Raw genomic sequence first — 21,645 nt, 5'->3', positions numbered from 1 at the left:
TTTTGTCTTTGGCGTAGCGGAAACGCTGCGCTCGCTATTGCCCTGACGCCGGCACGCCGAACCCCGTTGTTTTCATGCTGCATTGCGGGTCGTGGCGCATTCCTGACCGGTCCGCCTTCTGCTATGTTCGACCCTCAAGTGCCAACGGGTGGCACGAAGGCGGTTGCAACACGCGTTTGCAGCAAGCAGTGAGCAATAGAGCGGGCCGATGCCGACAGAGCGGGTCCGCGATTTCGGGTTTCGAGGGGTTACATGACGGCCAAGAGGTTCCGGCTGGTTTTGACTGGCGCCGCCGGCGCGCTGCTGCTGGCAGGGTGCGCTTCCACTTCCCCTCAACCTTCCCCACCGCAAGGCGGCTCGGCTCCCGCCGCCCCGATTGCCTCCGGCTCCGCCATTGATTGCCAGGCCTTCACCGAGCGCATGGCCGCCCACGCCGCCGCGCAGGCCGAGACCGCGGTCATTGAACCCGACGCCCTGGCCGCTGCCAACCCGCTGGCGGCCGATGCGGAAGCAGGGGACGATGGCGAACCCGCCGACGCTTCGCCGGCCACCCTCGCCACGCTGCCGTTGTTTTCGGTTTCCCCACGCGGCAACCGGCTGCCCGTTGGCTGGCAGCCGTGGACCATCAACCGCAACAAGATTCCCACCACTTACTCGATGGCCGAGGTCGACCAGCGTGTCGTGGTGCACGCCAAGGCCGACAGTTCGGCCTCTGGCCTCTATGTGCCGCTGCGCGAGCGCGACGCCGGCATGCTGCGCTGGACCTGGAAGACCAGCGGCATCATCCGCAACGCCGACAACAGTCATGGCCCGCGCGAGGATTCGCCGCTGCGCCTGTTTGTCGCGTTCGACGGCGACAAGGGCGCACTGCCGCTCAAGGACCAGCTGATGTACGAGATGGCGCGGCTGACCACCGGGCGCGAGATGCCGTACGCGACGCTGATGTATATCTGGGGCGGGCAGCGCGCGGAAGGCGCGGTGGTGAAGAACCCGCATACCGATCGCGTGCGCATGATCGTAGTGGATAGCGGCATGAAGCACGCCAATGAGTGGCGTTGCCACGAGCGCGATCTGCGCGCCGACTACCGCAAGGCGTTCGGGACCGATCCCGGCCGCGTCATCGCGGTCGGCATCATGACCGATACCGACAATACCAAGAGCAAGGCCGAAGCCTGGTACGGCGACATCGCGCTGGACTAGGTTGCCGCGCCGGCGGCGCCCTCAGCCGCCGATCGGCTCGGCCAGCGCGAGCACCGCGAACGAGGCCAGCCAGTGCGTGGACACATACTCGCCCTCCACCGCCTGGGGCAGCGACGCCTCGATATGGTCCGACCACGCGCGGATTGCCAGCGGCCGCAGCGGATCGGGCAGGGCGGGTTCCAGCATGCGCCAGCACCACGCGCGTGACAGGTTCAGGCCGTCCAGGTGTGCGGCCTTGGGGTCGCCGCGGTTGGTCACCGTGACCGGCGTCAGCCAGTTGGCCAGTTCGGCCTGGCCCGGCACGAACAACTCCCACCATTCCGAAAACGCGCAGCCGTCCATCACGGCGTGCATCAGCACGGCTTCGGTCAGTCCGCCGGACAGGAACTCGTCACCGCCGGGCTCGTAGCGGGCCGGATACTTCTGGTCGTGGCCGAACCAGCGGTGGGCGCGCCGTACGATGGCGCGCCGCAAGGCCAGATCCTGATGCGCGCGCGCATAGGAAAGGGCCATGACCAGCGCGAAGGCGCTGTTGAAATGGGTCCCGGTGCGCACCGGAAACGCTGCCGCATCGAGGAAATCCGCCAGTTGTTGCGATAAGTGCGAGGCCAGCGGTGCGCAGGCTTCGGCCCAGGCCGTGGCATGCGGGTCGTGCCGTGCCAGCGCCAGCAGCTCGGCTTGCAGCTTCAGCATCCAGCCCCAGCCGTAGGGGCGCTCGAAGGTGCGGGCCTCCGGCCGGCGGAAGTACGCGAGTTCGGCGGCCATGGCGTCTGGGCGCAGCTGAGCGTCCAGCATGGCGCGGATGCGCGGCGCTTCGTCGAGGTCCGGATGCAGTGCCAGCAACCGCACCAGCAGCCAGTGCATATGCACGCTGGAGTGCCAGTCGTAGCTGCCGCAAAACACCGGATGCCAGGCGGCCGGCCCGGCGAGATCGCCGGCGCCCGCCATCATGTGGTCCAGCTTGTACGGATAACGGCGCAGGATATTCTCCAGCGCCACGCGCGCAAAGCTGCGCGCGGTCTCGCGATCCAGCGCCGAACGCCCCATCGCCGAAGCTCCCCTTTGTGATCGTATTGCCCTGCTCAGGCAGGCGTGCTCGGGCACGCTCTGGTCTATGCCGTCAACTACCTGCCATCAGGCAGGAGCGAGCCACTTCTCCACCAGCCGCACGAAGAAGGTCGAGCCGACCGGCAGCAGTTCGTCGTTGAAATCGTAGCTGGGGTTGTGCAGCATGCAAGGCCCGATGCCATGGCCGGCATCGCGATGGCCGCCGTCGCCATTGCCCAGGAACAGATAGCAGCCCGGCTTGTGCTGCAGCATGAACGAGAAATCCTCGGCGCCCATGGTGGGCTCGACGTTGCTGTCGACGTTGTCCGCGCCGACCAGCTCGGCGGCGACCGCGGCGGCAAAGCCGGTCTCGGCCTCGCTGTTGATGGTGGGCGGATAGTTGCGGTGGAATTCGTATTCGATGGTGCAGTCGAATGCGGCCGCGACCGCGCGCGCCACCTCTTCCATGCGCCGCTCGATCAGGTCCAGCACCGGCACCGTGAAGGTACGCACGGTACCGCCGATCCAGGCCTGGTCCGGCACGATGTTGGTGGCATCGCCGGCATGGAACTGCGTGACCGAGATCACCGCGGTATCGATCGGGCGTTTGTTGCGCGTGATGATGCCCTGCAGCGCAGACACGATCTGCGCCGCGGTGAAGACCGGGTCGTTGCCGTTGTTGGGCATGGCCGCATGCGCGCCCTTGCCGCGCACGACGATGCGGAACTCGTTGCTCGAGGCCATCAGCGGGCCCGCGCGCGTGCCGAAGGCACCCACCGGCATGCCCGGCCAGTTGTGCACCCCGAACACCGCGTCGCACGGAAAGCGCTCGAACAGGCCGTCCTTGATCATCTCGCGCGCGCCGCCGCCGCCTTCCTCGGCCGGCTGGAAGATCAGGTGCACGGTGCCGTCGAAGGGCTTGTGCTGTGCCAGGTAGCGCGCTGCGCCCAGCAGCATGGCGGTGTGGCCGTCATGGCCGCACGCGTGCATCTTGCCGGTGTGCTGCGAGCGGTGGTCGAAGGTGTTGGCTTCCTGCAGCGGCAATGCGTCCATGTCGGCGCGCAGGCCGATGGTGCGCGTGCTGCTGCCATTGCGAATCACACCGACCAGGCCGGTGGTGCCCAGCCCGCGGTGGACTTCGATGCCCCACGCTTCCAGGTTGCGCGCGACTACGTCGGCGGTGCGCTGCTCTTCGAAGCAGAGTTCAGGATGGGCGTGGATGTCGCGCCGGATCGCGCGGATTTCGGCTTGCGCCTGCAGGATTTCGGGGATCAGCTTCATGATGCCGGGCGGCCTTGGGGTCGAAGGCGTTAGCAATGGGATACCCGGATCATACGATGCCTGTCGCGAAAGCGCCAAAACGCGGCGATTTGCTGCGCGATCGTCGCCTTGGCGCAGTGCAATATGCCGGCGCGGGTGGGTTTCCCCGCATTGCCGTGGCATGCGCACTGCTGGAACAGTTCATGCTTGAAGTGCCCGGCCGGCAATACCGTCGCTTTGTGATGCCCCATCGCACCAAAAAGCAGCGCCGCTCGTGACCCGCTGCGCGCGCGCATTGCCGATCCTAAAACGTCTGCTTCACTTCCTACAGGGAGAATTGCGCGATGTCCCTTCGCACTTTCAAGAAGGCAATTGGCGCGGTCGCGGTGGCGGGGGCCCTTGGCCTCGCGCTGGCCGGCACCGCCCAGGCCGCGGACCTCAAACTGGCCATGAGTTCGCCGCCGACCTCGATGGATCCGCACTTCTACAACCTGTTCTCCAACATCAATGTTTCCGAGCATATCTTCGACTCGCTGACCAAGATGGACCCGGACAGCCGCATCATCCCGGGCCTGGCCGAGTCGTGGAAGCTGGTCAACAACCTCACGTGGGAATTCAAGATCCGCAAGGGCGTGAAGTTCCACGATGGCTCCGAGCTGACCGCCGAGGACGTGATCTGGTCGCTCGACCGCCCCGCCACGATCCAGAACAGCCCGGGCAAGTTCGACGTCTACACCAAGGCGATCGTCAACAAGAAGATCATCGACAAGCACACCATCCAGCTCACCACCGCCCAGCCGTATCCGCTGATGCTGAACGACCTGACCTCGATCTTCATCGTGCAGAAGAAGGCCACGCAGGGCCTGAGCTCGGATGACTTCGCGCAGGGCAAGGGCATGGTCGGCACCGGCCCGTTCAAGTTCGTCAGCTATGCGCGCGACGACCGGGTCGAGCTGGTGCGCAACAACGATTACTGGGGCAACAAGCCGGCCTGGGACAAGGTCACGCTGCGCTTCATCCCCAACCCGGCGACGCGCCTGGCGGCGCTGCTGTCGGGCGATGTGCAGGCCATCGAGAACGTGCCCACGCCCGACCTGCCCAAGGTGCGCAACGATCCCAAGCTGGCGTTCTTCTCCAAGATCTCGCACCGCGTGATCTACCTGTACTTCGATGCCAAGCGCGACAAGTCGCCTTACGTCACCACCAAGGAAGGCGCGCCACTGGACAAGAACCCGCTGAAGGACACGCGCGTGCGCAACGCCATCAGCATGGCGATCAACCGGCAGGGCATCAAGGACCGGCTGATGGAAGGCCTGTCCGAGCCGACCAACAACCTGGTGCCGCCCACGCTGTTCGGCTACAACCCCAACCTGAAGACGGTCAAGTACGACCCCGAGGGCGCCAAGAAGCTGCTGGCCGAGGCGGGCTTCCCCAACGGCTTCGGCGTGACGCTGCACACGCCCAACAACCGCTACGTCAACGACGAGAAGATTGCCCAGACCATCGCGCAGAACCTGACCCGCATCGGCATCGCCACCAAGGTCGAGGGCATGCCGATGGCAACGTACTCGTCCAAGGGCATCAAGCACGAGTGGTCGTTCGGCCTGCTCGGCTGGGGCGCCCAGACCGGCGAGGTCAGCTCGCCGCTGCGCGCGCTGCTGGCGTGCGAAGACAGCAAGAAGGGCTTCGGCACCACCAACTGGGGCGAGTACTGCAACCCGAAGATGGACGTGGTGCTGGAAAAGGCGCTGTCGACGGTGGACGACACCGAGCGCTCCAAGCTGCTGCAGGAAGCCACCGCGATCGCGATCAACGATGGCGGTATCATCCCGATCCACCAGCAGGTGACCACCTGGGCCACGCAGAAGGGCATCGTCTACGTGCCGCGCACCGACGAGCGCACGTACGCGCATAATTTCAAGCCCCAGTAAGCAGGCTGCCTGCTGCTGAGTTCGCGGTGCCGCGCATGGCTGCCGCGCCGCCTGGAAGCGCCACGCGCTCCCGGGCGGCGTGCGCATTCCCGCGCGAAAGGAAAGTGGTTCGAATATGCTGGTCTTTATCATCCGGCGCCTGATGCAGAGCGTGGTCGTGCTCTTCGTCATGTCGCTGCTGGTTTTCCTCGGCGTCTTTGCCATCGGCAATCCCGTCGACATCCTGATCAATCCGCAGGCCGACCAGGAGGACATCAAGCGCACCATCGCGGCGCTGGGCCTGGACAAGCCGCTGTGGGAGCAGTACTGGGTGTTCCTGCAGAACGCGCTGCAAGGCAACCTGGGCACGTCGTTCGCGCATGGCACGCCGGCGCTCAAGCTCATCTTCGAACGCATGCCGGCGACCATGGAGCTGGCGGTCTGCGCGATCCTGCTGGCGATCGTGCTGGGCATCCCGCTGGGCCTGTGGGCCGGGCTGCGGCCCAAGGGCATTGCCGGCAAGTCGATCATGACGGTGTCGATCCTCGGCTTCTCGCTGCCCACCTTCTGGGTCGGGCTGATGCTGATCATGGTGTTCGCGGTGCAGCTGGGCTGGCTGCCGTCCAACGGCCGCGGCGAGACCGTGCGCGTGCTGGGCATCCCGCTCAGCTTCCTGACCGCGGACGGGATCCGCCACCTGATCTTGCCCGCCGTGACGCTGTCGCTGCTCAACATCGCCATGGTGATCCGGCTCACGCGCGCCGGCACGCAGGAGGCGATGCTGCAGGACTACGTCAAGTTCGCGCGCGCCAAGGGCTTGTCCAACACCCGCATCGTCGGCGTGCACGTGCTGAAGAACATCCTGATCCCCATCGTCACCGTGATCGCGCTGCAGTTCGGCTCGATCATCGCCTTTGCGATCGTGACCGAGACCATCTTCGCCTGGCCCGGCATGGGCAAGCTCATCATCGACTCGATCCAGCTGCTGGACCGGCCGGTGATCGTCGCCTACCTGATGGTGATCGTGACGCTGTTCATCCTGATCAACCTGGTGGTGGACATCATCTACAGCATGCTCGATCCGCGCGTGCGCATTGCCGACAACAAGGGCTGAGCCATGACCGCAGTAACTGTCGAACCCGAAGACAAGACGCCGCCGCGCGCCGCGGCGCGCGAGCAGTCCCCGTGGCGGCGCTTTGCCGCCGAGTTCTTCGCCAGCAAGATCGCCGTGGCCGGGCTGGCCACGCTGGTGACCATCATCCTGATCGCCATCTTCGCGCCGTGGCTGGCGCCGCAGAACCCGTATGACCTGGCCACGCTGGACGTGCTCGACGCGCGCCTGGCGCCGGGCGAGCAGGCTGGCAGCGGCATGACCTTCCTGCTGGGCTCGGACGAGCAGGGCCGCGACATCCTGTCGGCGGTGATGTACGGGCTGCGCATCAGCATCGGCGTGGGCGTGGTCAGCACCCTGATCGCGCTGCTGCTGGGCGCCACGCTGGGCCTGCTGGCCGGCTTCCTGGGCGGGCGCACCGAGGCCTTCATCATGCGTGTGGCGGACCTGCAGCTGTCGTTCCCGCCGATCCTGCTGGCGCTGATCCTGCTGGCCTTCCTGCGCCCGGGGCTGGGCAATATCGTGATCGCGCTGGTCGCGGTGCAGTGGGCCTACTATGCGCGCACCACGCGCAGCGCCGCGCTGGTCGAACGCCGCAAGGAGTACATCGAAGCCGCCACCTGCCTGGGCCTGCCGCCCGCGCGCATCATGTTCCGCCACCTGCTGCCCAACTGCCTGCCGCCGCTGATCGTGATCGCGGCGCTGCAGGTGGCCTCGGCGATCACGCTGGAGGCCACGTTGTCCTTCCTCGGGCTGGGCGTGCCGATCACCGAGCCGTCGCTCGGTTCGCTGATCTCGAACGGCCAGCAGTACATGCTGTCGGGCAAGTACTGGATCAGCTTCTTCCCGGGCATCGCGCTGGTGGTCACCATCGTGGCGATGAACCTGGTCGCCGACCAGCTGCGCGATGTGCTGAACCCGCGCCTGCAGACGCAATAACGGGGAGCGCAACATGGCACAACCGACACTGGTGGTAGAACACCTGAAAACGCATTTCTATACGCGCGGCGGCATCGCCCGGGCCGTCGACGACGTGTCCTTCACCGTGGGCCGCGGCGAGATCATGGGGCTGGTGGGCGAGTCCGGCTCGGGCAAGTCCATGACCGGCTATTCGATCATGGGCCTGATCGACCCGCCGGGGAAGATCGTCGACGGGCGCATCGCGCTGACCAGCCGCGACGGCGTCACGCGCGACCTGCGCGCGCTCACGCCGGCGCAGCAGCGCGACGTGCGCGGCAACCGCATCGCGATGATCTTCCAGGATCCGATGATGACGCTCAACCCGGTGCTGCGCATCGACACGCAGATGATCGAGGCGGTGCTGGCACATGAGAACGTGAGCAAGGCGGTGGCGCGCGAGCGCGCGCGCAATGCGCTGGCACGGGTCGGCATTCCGTCGCCGGACGAGCGCCTGCAGGCCTATCCGCACCAGTTCTCGGGCGGCATGCGCCAGCGCGTGGCCATTGCCACGGCGCTGCTGAACAAGCCCGACCTGATCATTGCCGACGAACCGACCACGGCGCTCGACGTCACCATCCAGGGCCAGATCCTGTACGAGATGCAGACCCTGTGCCGCGAGTCCGGCACTGCGCTGATCTGGATCACGCACGATCTGTCGGTGGTGGCGGGACTGGCCGATTCCGTCTGCGTGATGTATGCCGGCAAGATCGTCGAGGCCGGCGACGTGCGCCAGGTACTGGAGCGCCCCGAACATCCCTACACGCACGGGCTGATCAGCTCGGCGCCGTCGCGCAATCCGCGCGGCGCGCCGCTGCGGCAGATCCCGGGCATGACGCCATCGCTGCTGAACCTGCCGGGCGGCTGCTCGTTCCGCGAGCGCTGTCCCTATGCGACCGCGGCCTGCAAGACCGAACCCCCGCTGGAAACCGCCGCGGACGGGCGCCGCCTGCGCTGCTTCCATCCGGTGCTCGCCAACCAGGAGGCGGCATGAACGCCACTGCACTGCAATCCCGCCCGATGACCGAACCGGCCGGGCAAGAAGGCGCGACGCCCGCTGCGCCGATCCTTGAACTGCGCGGCGTGTCCAAGCGCTTCGTCAAGTCGCTCGATGCCGCGGCGCGCATCGCCAACCTGTTCGGCGCGCATGCGCGCGAAGAGGTGGTGCATGCGGTGGACCGGGTCGACCTGAGCATCCGCGCCGGCGAGGTAGTGGGGCTGGTGGGCGAATCCGGCTGCGGCAAGTCCACGCTCGGCCGCATGGCCGTGGGCCTGCACTCGCTGACCGAAGGCGAGCGCCTGTGGCGCGGCACCAACCTGGATCACCTGCCTCCCGACAAGCGTCGCGAGAAGCAGTTGGCGATCCAGATGATCTTTCAGGACCCGTACGCCTCGCTCAACCCGCGGCTGCGCGTGCTCGATATCGTCGGCGAGGCGCCGGTGGTGCACGGCATGGTCGAACGCGGCGCGCAAAAGGGCTATGTCGAAGACATGCTGGTGCGCGTGGGCATGGACCCGACCGTGCTGCGCCGCTTTCCGCACCAGTTCTCCGGTGGCCAGCGCGCGCGCATCGGCATCGCGCGCGCGCTCGCGGTGAAGCCGGAGTTCCTGGTCTGCGACGAATCGGTGGCGGCGCTGGACGTGTCGATCCAGGCGCAGGTGCTGAACCTGTTCATGCGCCTGCGTGAAGAACTGAACCTGACCTACCTGTTCATCAGCCACGACCTGGGCGTGGTCAAGCACATCAGCGACCGGGTGGTGATCATGTACCTGGGACGGGTGGTCGAATCCGCGCCGACCGAGGACGTGTTCGCCGCGCCCAACCATCCCTATACGCAGGCGCTGCTGGCGGAGGCGCCCAAGCTGGAGGTGGCGCGCAAGAACTACGTCGCGATCCGCGGCGAGATCCCGTCGCCGCTGCACCCGCCGAGCGGCTGCCATTTCCATCCGCGCTGCCCGCACGCGATGCCGCGTTGCCGCGAAGAGCAGCCGCTGCTCAAGGAGATTGCGCCGCTGCGGTTCTCGGCATGTCATTTGAATGACATGAAGTAGGGCGTTTCAACCGGCGTTGGTTTGCTCCCCTCTCCCATTTATGGGAGAGGGGCGGGGGAGAGGGCAGGAGTCTCGACGGAGTGAGGCGCCTTGATGCTTGCCATGCGCCTGCCCTCTCCCCCGGCCCCTCTCCCGCAAGCGGGAGAGGGGAGACAACATGCGGTCACGCTGAGCGCGTCAGCGGATCACCTGGCCCTTCGAATTGATGATCGTCATCTCCACGAACTTCGAGCCGACATGGTTCTCGGGCGTGAAGTTGACGATGAAGCCGCCCAGGTCATAGTTGCGCATCGATTCCAGTGCGGTCACCAGCTTCTCGCGCGTCAGGTCCTTGCCCGCGCGGCGCAGGCCTTCGGTGAAGGTCTTGGCGGCGATGAAGCCCTCGATGCTGGCATAGTCGAATTCGCTGGGCTTGCCCGCGGCCTGCAGCAGGCGCAGGTATTCGCGCACGATCGGCAGCGTGGCGTTGCCCGGGTGCGGCATGACCTGCGAGATGATCACGCCGCTGCCCTGCGCGCCGACCACGTTGGCCAGCGCCTGCGTGCCGACGAAGGAGACGTTGTAGAACTGGCCGTTGTAGCCGCGGCGCAGCGCTTCCTTCACGAACGCGCCGGCGGTGCGGTAGGCGCTGATCATGACCACCGCGTCGGGCTTTGCCTTCATCGAGCCCTGCATGGCGTCGCCGATCTCCGTGGTGTTGCGCACCACGGGCTCGCGCGCGACGATCTGCACGCCGCTGTCGGGCGCGGCCTTGAGCGCGCGCTCCAGCCCGTCCAGGCCGGCCTTGCCGTAGGCATCCTCGTTGTAGACCACGGCCACGCGCTTGAGCCCGGTGGTCTGGATCTGGCGCACGATGGCCGCGGTTTCCTCGTTGTAGCCGGCGCGCACATGGAACACGTAGCGGCTGCGCGGCTCGCGCAGCGACTGCGCGCCGGTGTATGGACCGAAGAACGGCACCCTGGCCTGGATCGCCAGCGGCAGCGCGGCCTGGCTGGTGGGCGTGCCGACATAGCCGAACAGGGCGAAGACGCGATCCTCTTCGATCAGCTTCTTCGTGTTCTTGGCCGCTGGTTCGGGTTCGTAATAGTCGTCCAGCGCCTCGAGCCGGATCTTGCGCCCGTGGATGCCGCCCTGCTGGTTGATGTGGTCGAAGTACAGCCGCGCGCCAGAGTTCATCTGCTTGCCGAGAACGGCGGTCGGGCCCGTCAGCGCGGCGGACTGGCCCAGCAGGATGGTGTCGGCGGTGACGCCTTGCTCGGATGTGGCAGCAGTGGTTGCAGTGTTAGCCGCCAAGGCGGCGCAGGACGCGCCGCCGGTGCCGATGGCGCACGCCACCAGCAGGCCGGCAAGCCGGCCGTTGACCCCGGATCGGAAAGACATAAACCCCCCGCGAATGATGGTTCGGTTACCCGTTCGCCGCGTTGGCCGGTCTGCGCCGGCGAGCTGCTGGATCGTGCGGCATGGTGCGCGTCCCGGTCTGTGCCGCGAGCGCGCCGGCACATCATAATCGAATACAATCGGGACGAGATACTCCCCGCCGTCGCCCCGCACGCCCGGGGGAATGCGCCGCCGGCCGGCGCGACGCAGGCGCTGCCATCCGCGGCCTGCGCCGGCATCTCCCGTTCCGTACGACCGAACGAAAACAACACAGCCCCGCCCGGAGACCCCATGGCTTCCCGCATCGTCCGCGCCGCCTGCCCGCATGACTGCCCCGATACTTGTGCCTTGCTCGTCACCGTCGAGGACGGCCGCGCCGTCAAGGTAGCGGGCGATCCCGACCATCCCGGCACGCAAGGCGTGCTCTGCACCAAGGTGTCGCGCTACACCGAGCGCACCTACCACCCGGACCGCCTGCTCACGCCGATGAAGCGCGTCGGCCAGAAGGGCGAGGGCAAGTTCGCGCCGATCTCCTGGGATGAGGCGCTCGATACCATCGCCACGCGCCTGCAGGCGATCGCCGCACGCGATCCGCAGGCGATCGTGCCGTACAGCTATGCCGGCACCATGGGGCTGGTGCAGGGCGAGAGCATGGCGGCGCGCTTCTTCAACAAGCTGGGCGCGTCGCGGCTGGACCGCACCATCTGCGCCAGCGCCGGCGCCACCGCGCTGCGCTACACCTACGGCGCCAGCGTGGGCATGGACATGGAGCACGTGGTCGATGCCAGGCTGGTGATCATCTGGGGCGGCAACCCGATTGCGTCCAACCTGCACTTCTGGACCCGCGCGCAGGAGGCCAAGCGGCGCGGCGCCACGCTGGTGGCGATCGACCCGTACCGCTCGCTCAGCGCCGAGAAGTGCCACCGCCATATCGCCCCGATGCCCGGCACCGACGGCGCGCTGGCGCTGGCGATGATGCACGTGCTGATCCGCGACGACCTGCTCGACCACGACTACATCGAACGCCACACGGTGGGTTTCGAGGCGCTGCGCGAGCGCGCGCAGGCCTATCCGCCGGCGCGTGCCGCCGAGATCTGCGGCATCCCGGTCGAGGACATCGAATGGCTGGCCGGGCTCTACGGCCAGCTGGCGGTGCGCGAGCGCCAGCCGGTGGCGATCCGGCTGAACTACGGCATGCAGCGCGTCCACGGCGGCGGCCAGGCGGTGCGCGCGGTGGCGTGCCTGCCCTCGCTGGTGGGCGCCTGGCGCCATCCGGCGGGTGGCCTGCAGTTGTCGACCTCGGGTTTCTTCCCGATCAACGAAGCCGCGCTGCAGCGCCCGGACCTGCTGCCGGGATGGCCGCAGCAGCTGCCGCGCCTGGTCAACATGAGCACCATCGGCGATGCCTTGCTGGCCGGGGGCGCGCCGGGCGCGCCGCGCATCGAGGCGGTGGTGGTCTACAACAGCAACCCGGTGGCGGTGGCGCCGGAATCGGGCAAGGTCGCGGCGGGCTTCGCGCGCGAGGACCTGTTCACGGTGGTGCTGGAGCATTTCCGCACCGATACCGCCGACTATGCCGACATCATCCTGCCCGCGACCACGCAGCTCGAGCACACCGACGTGCACAAGGCCTACGGCCATACCTATTTCCTGGCCAACAACGCCGCCATCGCGCCGCTGGGCGAGGCCCTGCCCAACACCGAGATCTTCCGCCGGCTGGCGCAGCGCATGGGCTTTACCGAGGCCTGCTTTGCCGACAGCGACGAGGCGATTGCCGCGCAGGCGATCCTGCCGGACGATGCGCGCGCGGCCGGCATCAGCTGGGATTCGCTGAAAGCGCAGGGCTGGCAGAAGCTGGCGCTGCCGGCGGCGCCGTTCGCCGAGGGCGGCTTCCCCACGGCATCGGGCAAGTGCCAGTTTTATTCCGAGCCGATGGCGCGCGACGGCTTCGACCCGCTGCCCGACTACGTGCCGCAATACGAAGCGCCGCAGACCGCGCCGGAACTGGCGGCGCGCTATCCGCTGGCGATGATCTCGCCGCCGGCGCGCAATTTCCTCAACAGCTCGTTCGTCAACGTCGACAGCCTGCGCGCCACCGAGGGCGAGCCGCACCTGGACATCCATCCGGCCGATGCCGCCGAGCGCGGCATCGTGCACGGCGCGCTGGTGCGCGCCTTCAATGACCGCGGCAGCATGGTGGCGCGCGCGCGCGTGACCGATCGCGCCCGGCGCGGACTGGTGGTAGGGCTGTCGATCTGGTGGAAGAAGCTTGCGTCCGACGGCAAGAACGCCAATGAGCTGACCAGCCAGCGCCTGACCGACCTGGGTCGCGCGCCGGTGTTCTACGACTGCCTGGTGCAGGTCGAAGCCTGCGCACAAGGGGCGGTCGAGGCGGCATGACGCGGCCGCGCGGCCGCCGCGGCTGGGCGGCACTCGTGGGCGTGGCGGCGCTGTCGGCCCTGGTGGTGGTGACGGCGGGATGCGAGGCGGTCGGCTACTACGCGCAGTCGATCGGCGGCCATCTCGGCGTCATGGCCCAGGCGCAGCCGCTCACCGACGCCATCGCCAGCGCGCGCGACGCCAACGATGCGCGCCTGGCGCAGCGGCTGGCGCTGGCCGGCCGCATGCGCGATTTTGCCTCGCGCGAGCTGAAGCTGCCCGACAACGGCAGCTACCGCCGCTACGCCAACCTGCACCGGCCCTACGTGGTGTGGAGCGTGTTCGCCACGCCCGAGCTGTCGATGGAACTGCGCAAGTGGTGCTTCCCCATCGTCGGCTGCATCAGCTACCGCGGCTACTACGCCCAGTCCGACGCCGAGCAGTACGCGCAAGGCCTGCGCCGCGACGGGCTCGAGACCTATGTCGCCGGCGTCCCCGCCTATTCGACGCTGGGCTATTTCGATGACCCGCTGCTCAACACCTTCGTCTACCTGCCCGAGGGCGAGCTGGCGCGGCTGATCTTTCATGAACTGGCGCACCAGGTGGTGTACGTGCGCAACGACACCGCGTTCAACGAGTCCTTCGCCACCGCGGTCGAAGCGGCCGGCGTGGAACGCTGGCTGGACCAGGATGCGTCGGAGGACGCGCGTACCAGCTATCGCCAGTACGATGCCCGGCGCCAGCAGTTCCGCGCGCTGCTGCTGGGCACGCGCGACCGGCTGGTGGCGCTGTACCAGACCCCACTCGACGACGCCGCCAAGCGCGAGGGCAAGGCGAAGATCTTTGCCGACCTGCGCGCCGGCTATGCGCGGTTGCGCGTGGAGTGGGGCGGCTATAGCGGCTATGACCGCTGGTTCGACCAGCCGCTGACCAACGCCCACCTGGCCGCGGTGGCGACCTACCAGCAATGGGTGCCGGCCTTTACCGCGCTGCTGGCGCGCTGCGACGGCGACTGGCAGCGCTTCTACGACGAGGCGCGCCGCATCGGCGCGCTGCCCGCCCGCGAGCGCGAGGCGGCATTGCGCCGGCTGGCGCCGCCGGCGACCCGCACCGACACGCTGACCGCGGGCGGCAAGGCCGCCGTCAACTAGGCCGCAGGCGCTCCCTGGGCGGGTAACCACGGTGCTGCGCTCCCCGCGCCGCGTGCGAGAATGCCGTCATGTCGATTGCTCCAAGATCCGAACCGCTGGCGCCGCCGTCGGGCGCGCCGCCGGAGCCCCAGCCGGCCCGCCCGCATATCGCCGAGCGTCAGGAGGCGCGCCGCCGGCAGATCCTCGATACCGCCGCGCAGCTGTTCTACAGCAAGGGCTACCCCGGCATGACCATGAACGACCTGTGCCGTGCGCTGGGCGTGACCAAGCCGGCGGTCTATTACTACTTCACCGACAAGTACGAGATCTTCGACATCCTGTGTCGCGAGTCGGCCCAGACCTGCCTGCCCGTGATCCGCGAGACCGCGGATCCGGCGCAACCCGTGCTGGCCCGGCTGCATGCCTGCCTGCTCGAGATGGCGCGGCGCTGCATCGCTTGCCACGTGCCGGCCACGCTGAGCTTCCGCGACCGGCAGTACCTGCGCCCGGACACCGTGGCCTGGCTCGACAGCATGGCGAGGGACTTCTATCGCGACCTCTATGCGCTGCTGGACGAAGGCAAGCGCGAGGGCGTGTTCGCCTTTGGCGACGCACGCGTGACCGCGCATGCGATCGGCAGTGTGGTCGGGTTCCTTTACACCTGGCACGAACCCGGGCGCACCGACCCCGAAACGCTGGCGCAGGAACTCGCCGCCAGCATGATGAAGCTGGTGCTGCCCAGCGATGGCTGAGCGCGGCGCGGGCACCTAGGGGTTATCCCGCTGCCCATGTCCGATCGGTGGCGCATAATGCTCGCCATGGGCGCAAAGGATAGGCGGAAGACCCTGAGGACTTCGTCTAAGTTGTTGTTTTAACCGGAACGCACGTTTAGCATCTCGGAAAAATCGAACGACCATTCAGAAATTCAGGAGACGGTGCTATGGAAAGAATTTGGCTGAAACACTACCCGGCTGGCGTCCCTGCCGAGATCGATGCCAGCCAGTTCCGCTCGCTCGCTGCGCTGCTCGAGGCGTCTTTCCACACCTATGCCGACCGCAAGGCCTTCATCTGCATGGACAAGGCCATCACCTACGGTGAACTGGACCGGCTCTCTGGACATTTCGCGGCGTGGCTGCAGTCGCGTGGGCTGCGTCCCGGCGCGCGCGTGGCGATCATGATGCCCAACGTGCTGCAATACCCGGTGGTGCTGGCCGCGGTGCTGCGCGCGGGATTCGTGGTGGTCAACGTCAACCCGCTTTACACCCCGCGCGAACTCGAGCACCAGCTCAAGGACAGCGGCGCCGAAGCCATCGTGATCCTGGAGAACTTTGCCGCGACGCTGCAGCAGGTGCTGCCCCGGACCCCGGTCAAGCACGTGGTGGTGGCCAGCATGGGCGACATGCTGGGCGGGCTGAAGGGCGCGATCGTCAATTTCGTCGTGCGCAATGTCAAGAAGATGGTGCCGGCGTGGGAGTTGCCCAACTGCGTGCGCTTCAACAGCGTGCTGGCCGAGGGCCGCAAGCTGGCGCTGCAGCCGGCCACCACCGGCCCCGACGACATCGCCTTCCTGCAGTACACGGGCGGCACCACCGGGGTGTCCAAGGGCGCGGTGCTGCTGCACCGTAACGTGGTCGCCAACGTGCTGCAGTCCGAGGCGTGGATGCAGCCGGCGCTGAACAAGGGCGCCCATATCGACCAGCCCATCACCATCACCGCGCTGCCGCTGTACCACATCTTCGCGCTGACGGTCTGCTGCCTGCTGGGCATGCGCAGCGGCGGCACCAGCGTGCTGATCCCGAACCCGCGCGACATCCCGGGCTTCATCAAGGAACTGCAGAAGTACAAGTTCAACATGTTCCCGGCCGTCAACACGCTGTACAACGCGCTGCTCAACAACCCGGAGATCGGCAAGGTCGACTTCTCCGGCCTGCGCGTGGCCAACGGCGGCGGCATGGCGGTGCAGGAGGCGGTGGCCAAGCAATGGCTGGCCAAGACCGGCTGCCCCATCATCGAGGGCTACGGGCTGTCCGAGACCTCGCCGTCGGCCACCTGCAACCCGACCGACACCGACGCGTTCTCGGGCACCATCGGCATGCCGCTGCCGTCGACCGAAGTCGTGATCCGCGATGACGACGGCAACGACGTGCCGCTGGGCCAGCCCGGCGAGATCTGCATCCGCGGCCCGCAGGTGATGGCCGGCTACTGGAACCGCCCGGACGAGACCGCCAAGGTCATGACTCCGGACGGCTTCTTCAAGACCGGCGACATCGGCGTGATGGACGAGCGGGGCTACACGAAGATCGTCGACCGCAAGAAGGACATGATCCTGGTGTCGGGCTTCAACGTCTATCCGAACGAAGTCGAAGGCGTGGTGGCGGAGTGCCCGGGCGTGCTGGAAGTGGCGGCGGTCGGCGTGCCGGACACGCACTCGGGCGAGGTGGTCAAGCTGTTCGTGGTGAAGAAGGACCCGGGGCTGACCGAGGCCGACGTGATCGAATTCTGCAAGGAGCGCCTGACCGGCTACAAGCGGCCCAAGTACGTCGAGTTCCGCACCGAGCTGCCGAAGACCAACGTCGGCAAGATCCTTCGGCGCGAACTGCGCGACAGCCGCGCGGCAGCCTGATCCCGGCCCTCCCGCCACGGCAAACGACAACGGCCTCCCTGGAGGCCGTTGTGCGTTCAGGCGGGGCCGTTCAGGCTCAGCACTCGTTCGACGGCGCCAGGCGCGCCTCCTGGCCGCCGTCGGGGTAGATCACGCGTACGCACGCGCCTGGCTCCAGCCCCGGCGCCGCCGGTGCGTTGGCCGACACCATCGCGCCGTCCAGGGTGCGCACCTTGTACTGGAACAGGTCCACCTGCTGCACCGGCGCCGGCTTGCTGAACAGCCGGCTCAGGTCGAAGGCGAAGCCCACGCCCACGCCGCCGCCGCCGTGGCTGCCGCTCGCCGCACCCACGCCGACACTGGTGCCGCCGCCGTAGTAGGAAGGCACCTGGGCCACGTCCAGGCGGGTCAGGAACACCCTTTCCGTGACGTGGCCAAGCTTGATGGTGGCGTTCACCGGGGTGACCTGCGGTGGCTGCGGCGTGCTGCTGCAGGCGGCCAGCACCGGCAGCGCGCCGCACAGGGTGAGGATGGCAAGCGGTTTCATGGCGAGATCAGGCCGGATTTGAGCCGGCCCAGCAGTCGGAACAAGGCGCGCCGGTCGGTCTCGGCCAGGCCCGAGAACAGTTGCCCAATCCAGTCCTCGTGCGCGCGCGCCATGCGCGAGAACGCGGCGCGCCCGGCCGGCGTCAGGCGGATCAGATAGGCGCGCCGATCGGTGGGCAGGGCCTCGCGCGAGACCAGCCCTTCCTGCTGCAGCTGGTCGGTGATGCCCGTGACGTTGCCGCCGGTCACCATCATGCGGCGCGACAGTTCGCCCATCTTGAGCCCCTCGGGATGGCGGTCGAGCTGCGCCATCAGGTCGAAGCGGGGCAGGGTGCAGGCGAAGTCCTGGCGCAGCCGCGAGCGGATATCGGCTTCTATGAGGTTGGTACAGGTCAGCAGCCGCAGCCACAGCCGCAGTGCCTCGTGCTCGGTGTGGTCGGCGCGGGTTTCGAGGTCGACCGGCGCGCTCTCGGCGCCGGTGGCGGGGGACAGGTTGGGCATCTTCAGTGCGGCCTGGGGTAGCAGTGTGCGGCAGGCGCCGCCAGGGGCCGCCCACGCTGCGGGCGGCCGACATTTGATGCCTCAAGTATATGCGCGATATATACCCGATAAACGCCCCGGCCCTGCCGGCGATCAATTCAACTGATCCGGCGCAAACCAGCGTCAATCCACCTTGGCGCCCGAATCCTTGACCACCTTGGCCCATTTCGCGGTTTCGGCGCGGATGAAGGCGGCGAACTGCTCTGGCGTGTTGCCGACCGGCTCGGCACCCTGCGCCTGCAGCCGCTCGCGCACCGCCGGGGCGCCCAGCGCCTTGGCCACTTCCTGATGGATGCGCTGGATCACGTCCGGCGGCGTGCCCGCCGGCGCCAGCATGCCGAACCACGAGCTGGCCTCGTACTGCGGCAGGCCCGCCGCCTGGGCGATGGTCGGCACGCCCGGCAGCGCCGGCGATGGCTTGGCGCTGGTCACTGCCAGCGCCTTGAGCTTGCCGCTCTTGATCAGCGCCATCGATGACGGCAGGTTGTCGAACATCACCTGCATGGTGCCGCCCGCCAGGTCGGTCAGCGCGGGGCCGCTGCCCTTGTACGGGAAGTGCACCATGAAGGTCCGGGTTTGCGTCTTGAACAGCTCGCCGGCCAGGTGGATCGAGGTGCCGTTGCCGCTCGAGGCCATGTTGATCTTGCCGGGATTGGCGCGCGCATAGGCGATCAGGTCCTTGACGCTGTCGATCTTGTGCTGCTGCGCAAACGCCGGATTGAGCACCAGCACGTTGGGCACCGCCGCCACTTCGGTGATCGGCGCGAAGTCCTTGATCGGGTCGAACGGCAGCTTGCCGTACAGCGACTGGTTGATGCCGTGGGTGCCGACCGTGCCCATCAGCAGCGTGTAGCCGTCGGGCGCGGCCTTGGCGACGATGTCGGCGCCGATATTGCCGCCGGCGCCGGGCTTGTTGTCGACCACCACGTTCCAGCCCGGCAGCTTGGCCAGCTCGGCCGCCACCGCGCGCGCCAGGATGTCGGTGGTGCCGCCGGCGGCGAAGGGCACCACCAGCCGGATCGGCTTGGCCGGATACGGGTCGGCGGCCAGCGCCGGCTGGCCGGCGAGCGCGCCGAGGCTGGCGGACAGCAGCAGCGCAACGACGCGCCGGCGAGTGGGTTGCATGCTTGGTCTCCCTGGGATTGGCCGCGGCACCTGACGGCGGCATGGTCAGTGCATTCTAGTTGGCACCCGCGACGGAGCCGATGAGGTGATGCCCTATGGCGTATCGTGGGGCGCGGTCCTGCCAATGAAAAAAGGCACCCGGAGGTGCCTTTCCAGTTCGAGCTTGGACTGCTTAGAACTTGTGGCGGATGCCGATGGCGGCGCCAATCATCTTGTCTTCGCCGGTACCCAGGAAGTAACCGTTGGCGAAGCTGATTGCCGAGGTGTCGAAGTTCAGGCCGGCGTTCTTCGAGAAGGCCGCGGTCAGGTAGACGTCGGTGCGCTTGGACAGGTTGTAGTCCGCGACAAACGAGATCTGCCAGGGGTTCTTGATGTTGTTGGTGGTGCCGGTGGCGGCCAGGTTCAGGTTCTTGACGTCGTCGTAGAAGTAGGCGAGCGTCAGGCCCAGCGCCGGGCTGACCTGGTAGTTGGCGCCGACCCAGTAGTAGTTGTCCTTCAGGATGGTGTTGTCGTTGGGAGCCTTGTTCATGCCCCAGCGGTAGCCGGCCATCAGCTTGGCGGGGCCGAAGGCGTAGCTGGCGGCGACGGCCGCCTTCTTGAAGTCGCCGGTGCCGCCGGCGGCGTTCAGGGTCGGGTTGTACTGGTCGTAGGCCGCCGAAATGCCGAACGGGCCTGCTGCCCATGCCAGGCCGGCACCGTAGCCGGTGTCGCGGCGGAACTGGCCCGGGACCTCGCCGGCGCCGGCGACGCCGTTGCCGAACGACCAGTGGGCGATCCCCGTGACCGGACCGAACTTGCCGGTGTACTTGGCGGTGTTGTCCGAGCGGAAGTTCAGGCCCAGCTGCGCCACCACCGGTTCATACTGGGTGGCGTAGCCGGTCGGCGAGAAGTTGGCCATCATGTCGAACAGCGTGGTGTACTGGCGACCGAAGGTGAAGCGGCCGACCTGGGCACTTTCCAGGCCGACGTAAGCCTGACGACCGAACAGTCGGCCGCCTTGCTGCGACCTGCCGTCATCGAGACCGAAACCGCTTTCGAGCACGAACAGCGCCTTCATGCCGCTGCCCAGGTCTTCCACGCCACGCAGACCCCAACGCGAACCGGACAGGCCGCCCGAGGTCAGCCGGAAGACGTTTTCCGCCGGGCCGACTGCGAGGCCGTTGGCGAGCGACGGCGTGACGCTGGACATGTTGCTCACGTATTCGATGTTGGCATCGACCACACCGTACAGGGTCACGCTCGATTGGGCCTGCGCCGCCCCAGCAAATGCGCCAAGCGCTGCCAGCGCCAGAAGCGATTTCTTCATGCTCGTTGATCTCCACTGTAAGAATTATTGGTGACTGCGCGGGAGAACCTCCTGATGGTCTCCATCCCCCGTGCGTCAAACTTCCTGCGAAGTTGCGAAGTACTGTAACAAACAACTTTTCGTTCACCATTGGGGCCCAACCCCTTGTCTTGTTTTAACAACTCAGGGTTTCTGAGTAGCCGGGCGTATCAACGCAAGGCGGGATGCGGGCTGGCGGCGATTAGAGGCAAGCTACAATACGGGTAATCCCGATGGCGCCCCGGCGTGCCGCGCCGCGGCCGCGCACCCCACCATGGCGGGGCTGGCCCGGGCACCGATTCCAACCGCCTCTGCGACATGGACACCCTGATCAAAGAATTCGACGTGGCCCTGCGCGCCATTGCCGGCGCCACGCGCTCGGCGCGCGCCAACCCGGCTGACCGGCTGGCGCCGGACACCGAACAGATGAGCGCCGACGAGCGCCGCCATGTGGCCGGCCTGATGCGCATCAACCATGTCGGCGAGGTCTGCGCCCAGGCCCTGTACCAGGCGCAGAAGCTGACCGCGCGCAACGGCGCCGTGCGCGCCCAGATGGACGCCGCCGCGCGCGAAGAGGAAGACCACCTGGCCTGGTGCGCCGAGCGCCTGCGCGAGCTGGGCTCGCGCCCCAGCCTGCTCAATCCGCTCTGGTACGCCGGCGCCTTTGCCATCGGCTGGGTCGCCGGGCGCGCCGGCGACCGCGTCAGCCTCGGCTTCGTGGCCGAGACCGAGCGCCAGGTCGAGCACCACCTCGGCGGACACCTGGACCGCCTGCCCGAGTCCGACGGGCGCTCGCGCGCCATCCTCGAGCAGATGCGCGACGACGAGATCCGCCACGGCGACGCCGCGCGCGAGGCCGGCGGCATGCCCCTGCCCGCGCCGGTGCGCGCGCTGATGCGCGGTGCCTCGCGCGTGATGACCACCGCCGCCTACCGCATCTGACGCCCGCCGGCCGGGCCCGGCCGGTTCCCGCCCAGCCCTGAATTCAGCAGGGCTGGCGGGCAATTGTTGTATCCTCGGGGCGCGCGCCGGGACAGGTCTTTTCCGCGCGGTCGGCAGTTCCTCCGCAAGTGGTTCTCAGGTGG

19 protein-coding genes are annotated in these 21,645 nt (G+C 67.6%); 12 read left to right on the top strand and 7 right to left on the bottom strand.

The window, feature by feature from the left end; genetic code table 11:
• Positions 1-252 precede the first annotated feature (252 nt).
• Positions 253-1,200 carry a DUF3047 domain-containing protein gene (locus tag CBM2588_RS15410; RefSeq protein ID WP_115681216.1) on the top strand — a complete coding sequence of 316 codons (948 nt, stop codon included), beginning with the start codon at positions 253-255 and terminating at the stop codon, positions 1,198-1,200.
• Between the two features lie 21 nt (positions 1,201-1,221).
• Here the strand turns inward: CBM2588_RS15410 and CBM2588_RS15405 are convergent, their stop codons facing one another.
• Positions 1,222-2,247, bottom strand: a complete 1,026-nt coding sequence (locus CBM2588_RS15405) for a DUF2891 domain-containing protein (protein ID WP_115681215.1) — start codon at positions 2,245-2,247, stop codon at positions 1,222-1,224.
• An 87-nt stretch (positions 2,248-2,334) separates the two neighbouring features.
• Entirely contained in the window at positions 2,335-3,528 is a 1,194-nt protein-coding gene (locus CBM2588_RS15400; protein WP_115681214.1) for a M20 aminoacylase family protein, read from the bottom strand.
• Between the two features lie 56 nt (positions 3,529-3,584).
• On the opposite strand from CBM2588_RS15400, the gene CBM2588_RS15395 reads away from it, so the two are divergent.
• The 6 genes from CBM2588_RS15395 to CBM2588_RS15370 all read left to right on the top strand — a co-directional run bounded on the left by CBM2588_RS15395 (position 3,585) and on the right by CBM2588_RS15370 (position 9,537).
• Positions 3,585-3,785 (top strand): hypothetical protein, encoded by a 201-nt coding sequence (locus CBM2588_RS15395; RefSeq protein ID WP_147298416.1) that lies wholly within the window; start codon positions 3,585-3,587, stop codon positions 3,783-3,785.
• Between the two features lie 66 nt (positions 3,786-3,851).
• The gene (locus CBM2588_RS15390; RefSeq protein WP_115681212.1) at positions 3,852-5,438 is read left to right on the top strand and encodes an ABC transporter substrate-binding protein; all 1,587 of its coding nucleotides are present in this window, start codon (positions 3,852-3,854) and stop codon (positions 5,436-5,438) included.
• A gap of 115 nt (positions 5,439-5,553) precedes the next feature.
• Complete coding sequence (locus tag CBM2588_RS15385) at positions 5,554-6,531, top strand: ABC transporter permease (protein ID WP_012353976.1); 978 nt, start codon at positions 5,554-5,556, stop codon at positions 6,529-6,531.
• Positions 6,532-6,534: 3 nt separating this feature from the next.
• Complete coding sequence (locus tag CBM2588_RS15380) at positions 6,535-7,467, top strand: ABC transporter permease (RefSeq protein ID WP_062801832.1); 933 nt, start codon at positions 6,535-6,537, stop codon at positions 7,465-7,467.
• A gap of 13 nt (positions 7,468-7,480) precedes the next feature.
• Entirely contained in the window at positions 7,481-8,479 is a 999-nt protein-coding gene (locus tag CBM2588_RS15375; protein WP_115681211.1) for an ABC transporter ATP-binding protein, read from the top strand.
• A complete protein-coding gene (locus tag CBM2588_RS15370; RefSeq protein ID WP_115681210.1) occupies positions 8,476-9,537 on the top strand; it encodes an ABC transporter ATP-binding protein in 1,062 nt (353 codons plus the stop codon). Before CBM2588_RS15375 ends, CBM2588_RS15370 begins: the two co-directional genes overlap by 4 nt.
• Before the next feature lie 177 nt (positions 9,538-9,714).
• Here the strand turns inward: CBM2588_RS15370 and CBM2588_RS15365 are convergent, their stop codons facing one another.
• Positions 9,715-10,917, bottom strand: a complete 1,203-nt coding sequence (locus CBM2588_RS15365; protein ID WP_115681209.1) for an ABC transporter substrate-binding protein — start codon at positions 10,915-10,917, stop codon at positions 9,715-9,717.
• 288 nt (positions 10,918-11,205) lie between these two features.
• Between CBM2588_RS15365 and CBM2588_RS15360 the strand changes: the two genes are divergently transcribed.
• The 4 genes from CBM2588_RS15360 (at position 11,206) to CBM2588_RS15345 (ending at position 17,046) form a co-directional block, all read left to right on the top strand.
• On the top strand, positions 11,206-13,314 hold the full coding sequence (locus CBM2588_RS15360; RefSeq protein WP_115681208.1) for a molybdopterin-containing oxidoreductase family protein: 2,109 nt from the start codon (positions 11,206-11,208) through the stop codon (positions 13,312-13,314).
• Positions 13,311-14,444: an aminopeptidase gene (locus CBM2588_RS15355; protein WP_115681207.1), complete on the top strand. Its 1,134-nt coding sequence runs from the start codon at positions 13,311-13,313 to the stop codon at positions 14,442-14,444. Before CBM2588_RS15360 ends, CBM2588_RS15355 begins: the two co-directional genes overlap by 4 nt.
• A gap of 68 nt (positions 14,445-14,512) precedes the next feature.
• A complete protein-coding gene (locus tag CBM2588_RS15350; protein ID WP_115681206.1) occupies positions 14,513-15,175 on the top strand; it encodes a TetR/AcrR family transcriptional regulator in 663 nt (220 codons plus the stop codon).
• 188 nt (positions 15,176-15,363) lie between these two features.
• A complete protein-coding gene (locus CBM2588_RS15345) occupies positions 15,364-17,046 on the top strand; it encodes a long-chain fatty acid--CoA ligase (RefSeq protein WP_115681205.1) in 1,683 nt (560 codons plus the stop codon).
• Positions 17,047-17,122: 76 nt separating this feature from the next.
• Here CBM2588_RS15345 and CBM2588_RS15340 read toward each other — a convergent pair whose 3' ends face one another.
• The 4 genes from CBM2588_RS15340 to CBM2588_RS15325 form a co-directional block, all read right to left on the bottom strand.
• Positions 17,123-17,572: a hypothetical protein gene (locus CBM2588_RS15340; protein ID WP_115681204.1), complete on the bottom strand. Its 450-nt coding sequence runs from the start codon at positions 17,570-17,572 to the stop codon at positions 17,123-17,125.
• The gene (locus tag CBM2588_RS15335) at positions 17,569-18,072 is read right to left on the bottom strand and encodes a MarR family winged helix-turn-helix transcriptional regulator (protein ID WP_115681203.1); all 504 of its coding nucleotides are present in this window, start codon (positions 18,070-18,072) and stop codon (positions 17,569-17,571) included. The genes CBM2588_RS15340 and CBM2588_RS15335 overlap by 4 nt, the downstream gene beginning before the upstream one ends.
• Positions 18,073-18,234: 162 nt before the next feature.
• Complete coding sequence (locus tag CBM2588_RS15330) at positions 18,235-19,236, bottom strand: Bug family tripartite tricarboxylate transporter substrate binding protein (protein ID WP_115681202.1); 1,002 nt, start codon at positions 19,234-19,236, stop codon at positions 18,235-18,237.
• A gap of 172 nt (positions 19,237-19,408) precedes the next feature.
• Positions 19,409-20,542, bottom strand: coding sequence for a porin (locus CBM2588_RS15325; RefSeq protein WP_115681201.1), 1,134 nt, complete (start codon positions 20,540-20,542; stop codon positions 19,409-19,411).
• Positions 20,543-20,878: 336 nt separating this feature from the next.
• Between CBM2588_RS15325 and coq7 the strand changes: the two genes are divergently transcribed.
• Positions 20,879-21,502, top strand: a complete 624-nt coding sequence (gene coq7, locus CBM2588_RS15320) for a 2-polyprenyl-3-methyl-6-methoxy-1,4-benzoquinone monooxygenase (RefSeq protein ID WP_111519086.1) — start codon at positions 20,879-20,881, stop codon at positions 21,500-21,502.
• Positions 21,503-21,645 lie beyond the last annotated feature (143 nt).

Source organism: Cupriavidus taiwanensis (genome assembly GCF_900250075.1).
Taxonomy (GTDB): Bacteria; Pseudomonadota; Gammaproteobacteria; order Burkholderiales; family Burkholderiaceae; genus Cupriavidus; species Cupriavidus taiwanensis_C.
This window is presented reverse-complemented; position numbering and strand designations above follow the sequence as displayed.

Excerpts from the sequence above, each read along its gene's own strand:
- CBM2588_RS15410 (WP_115681216.1), top strand. The coding sequence starts at position 253 with ATGACGGCCAAGAGGTTCCGGCTGGTTTTGACTGGCGCCGCCGGCGCG.
- CBM2588_RS15405 (WP_115681215.1), bottom strand. The coding sequence starts at position 2,247 with ATGGGGCGTTCGGCGCTGGATCGCGAGACCGCGCGCAGCTTTGCGCGC.
- CBM2588_RS15400 (WP_115681214.1), bottom strand. The coding sequence starts at position 3,528 with ATGAAGCTGATCCCCGAAATCCTGCAGGCGCAAGCCGAAATCCGCGCG.
- CBM2588_RS15395 (WP_147298416.1), top strand. The coding sequence starts at position 3,585 with ATGCCTGTCGCGAAAGCGCCAAAACGCGGCGATTTGCTGCGCGATCGT.
- CBM2588_RS15390 (WP_115681212.1), top strand. The coding sequence starts at position 3,852 with ATGTCCCTTCGCACTTTCAAGAAGGCAATTGGCGCGGTCGCGGTGGCG.
- CBM2588_RS15385 (WP_012353976.1), top strand. The coding sequence starts at position 5,554 with ATGCTGGTCTTTATCATCCGGCGCCTGATGCAGAGCGTGGTCGTGCTC.
- CBM2588_RS15380 (WP_062801832.1), top strand. The coding sequence starts at position 6,535 with ATGACCGCAGTAACTGTCGAACCCGAAGACAAGACGCCGCCGCGCGCC.
- CBM2588_RS15375 (WP_115681211.1), top strand. The coding sequence starts at position 7,481 with ATGGCACAACCGACACTGGTGGTAGAACACCTGAAAACGCATTTCTAT.
- CBM2588_RS15370 (WP_115681210.1), top strand. The coding sequence starts at position 8,476 with ATGAACGCCACTGCACTGCAATCCCGCCCGATGACCGAACCGGCCGGG.
- CBM2588_RS15365 (WP_115681209.1), bottom strand. The coding sequence starts at position 10,917 with ATGTCTTTCCGATCCGGGGTCAACGGCCGGCTTGCCGGCCTGCTGGTG.
- CBM2588_RS15360 (WP_115681208.1), top strand. The coding sequence starts at position 11,206 with ATGGCTTCCCGCATCGTCCGCGCCGCCTGCCCGCATGACTGCCCCGAT.
- CBM2588_RS15355 (WP_115681207.1), top strand. The coding sequence starts at position 13,311 with ATGACGCGGCCGCGCGGCCGCCGCGGCTGGGCGGCACTCGTGGGCGTG.
- CBM2588_RS15350 (WP_115681206.1), top strand. The coding sequence starts at position 14,513 with ATGTCGATTGCTCCAAGATCCGAACCGCTGGCGCCGCCGTCGGGCGCG.
- CBM2588_RS15345 (WP_115681205.1), top strand. The coding sequence starts at position 15,364 with ATGGAAAGAATTTGGCTGAAACACTACCCGGCTGGCGTCCCTGCCGAG.
- CBM2588_RS15340 (WP_115681204.1), bottom strand. The coding sequence starts at position 17,572 with ATGAAACCGCTTGCCATCCTCACCCTGTGCGGCGCGCTGCCGGTGCTG.
- CBM2588_RS15335 (WP_115681203.1), bottom strand. The coding sequence starts at position 18,072 with ATGCCCAACCTGTCCCCCGCCACCGGCGCCGAGAGCGCGCCGGTCGAC.
- CBM2588_RS15330 (WP_115681202.1), bottom strand. The coding sequence starts at position 19,236 with ATGCAACCCACTCGCCGGCGCGTCGTTGCGCTGCTGCTGTCCGCCAGC.
- CBM2588_RS15325 (WP_115681201.1), bottom strand. The coding sequence starts at position 20,542 with ATGAAGAAATCGCTTCTGGCGCTGGCAGCGCTTGGCGCATTTGCTGGG.
- coq7 (WP_111519086.1), top strand. The coding sequence starts at position 20,879 with ATGGACACCCTGATCAAAGAATTCGACGTGGCCCTGCGCGCCATTGCC.